This window comes from Caballeronia sp. (assembly GCF_049581465.1).
GTDB lineage: Bacteria > Pseudomonadota > Gammaproteobacteria > Burkholderiales > Burkholderiaceae > Caballeronia.
In genome coordinates this window covers 1-1,601 of record NZ_JBAUSA010001406.1, presented here as the reverse complement: position 1 = coordinate 1,601, position 1,601 = coordinate 1, and the positions used below count along the sequence as shown (strand labels likewise).

Below are 1,601 nucleotides of genomic sequence, written 5' to 3'. Positions count from 1 at the left end.
GTACAGGCATTGGACTATCCGGCCGTCTTCTCTTGTTAGCCAGTTGAAGATCGTCCGGCTGGAGCGGGCTCATTCACGCGCTACCCGCACAGGCGAACCCTGGTGAGGTGCTGGTGCCTTTCAAATCGTAAATATCGTATGCACGATCTGCGCTGGACCATGCCCGTTTCCCGATGGTCCGCCACCGCTGCCGCAGCGACCGCCGATATCAGCTTCATCGAGCCGATCGTCCGCCGCCGTCTGAGCAGCCTGTCCCGAAGCGCCCTGAAGGTCGCCCACGACTGCGTGGCCGAACTCGACCGCGTGCGCGTGGTGTTCGCATCGCGGCATGGTGAACTGCGGCGCACGACCGAGATCCTGCGCGCCATCAGCACGGGCGAGCCGGTTTCTCCCACTGCTTTCAGCCTGTCGGTGCTCAACGCGATGACCGGCATATTCGGCATCGCTCGCGGCGACCGCTCGCCGGCAAGTGCCGTCTCCGCTGGCGCGGAAACGCTTGGGCTTGCGTTGCTTGAAGCGCATGCGCAGTTCGCGGTGGATCCGGATTGGCCCGTGCTCGTCGTGTACGCGGATGAACCCGCCGATCCCGTGTACGGAACCATCGAGGATGAAGTGCAGGGCGGCGCGCTCGCCATCCTGATCGATGCACGCGATACAGCGGGCCATCTTTCTTGCACGCTCGCACGTTCGGCCGCGCCGGCTAGTGCGCCGGTTCCAGGGCAGCGCTATTTCCGGACCCAAAGCGAAGCCGTCGTGCATTGTCTCGATACCCATGCACCCGCCGCATGGCGATTCGCACGGCAAGAGCGTGAGAGGGTGCTGGGCGATTCCACCTGGCAATGGAGCTGGCATGAAGCGGCTTAATCACGCCTGGAGACTGTTCGCGACCGGCATGAGCTTCATGGTGTTCGGCATCTCGGGGATCCTCTTTTCGCTTCTCGTGTTCCCGTTCGCGTGCGTCTGGCCGCATCGTGCATCGCGTCAGCGCGCAGTCACGACGATCATCCACGGGTTCTTCAAGGCACTCGTTGCCGTGCTGCAAAAAGTCGGCGTGATGGAACTCGATATCACGGGTGCCGAGGCATTGCGGGGACGCGGGCCCATGATCGTGGTCGCCAATCACCCGACGTACCTGGATGTCGTCGTATTGCTCGCGCTCACGCCCCGCGCGTGCTGCGTGGTCAAGAGCTCGCACTGGCGCAACCCGGTTTTCTGGGGTATCGTGCGCGCCGCCGAATACGTCAGCAACGACGATCCGACCGAACTCGTGGCGGCTGGTGCGCGTCAGATCGAGGCCGGCTACACGATGATCATTTTTCCCGAAGGCACGCGCAGTCCGGCGCCCAATCGGCTCCATGCTTTTTCACGCGGATTCGCACACATGGCGCTCAAGGGCGGCACGCCGATCCTGCCGGTGCTCATCGACTGCGACCCGCCCGCTTTCACCAAGCAGATGCGCTGGTACGACGTGCCGGCGCGAGCGTTCCGCATTCGCCTGAACGTACTTGAACCGCTGGGAGCCGAGCGAGTCGCAGCTCACGGCGCCATCCCGACCCTTGCCGCGCGCACGCTCGCCCGCGCTATTGAGGCCCACATTAATC

2 protein-coding genes are annotated in these 1,601 nt (G+C 63.9%); both read left to right on the top strand.

The features are described from left to right. Positions 1-138: 138 nt before the first annotated feature. A complete protein-coding gene (locus WCA53_RS33990) occupies positions 139-864 on the top strand; it encodes a beta-ketoacyl synthase chain length factor (protein WP_423922536.1) in 726 nt (241 codons plus the stop codon). Continuing rightward, on the top strand, positions 851-1,601 hold a 751-nt coding region (locus tag WCA53_RS33985; protein WP_423922533.1), incomplete at its 3' end, for a lysophospholipid acyltransferase family protein. The genes WCA53_RS33990 and WCA53_RS33985, both read left to right, overlap by 14 nt.

Coding starts and splice junctions, on each gene's coding strand:
- WCA53_RS33990 (WP_423922536.1), top strand. CDS start 139: ATGCACGATCTGCGCTGGACCATGCCCGTTTCCCGATGGTCCGCCACC.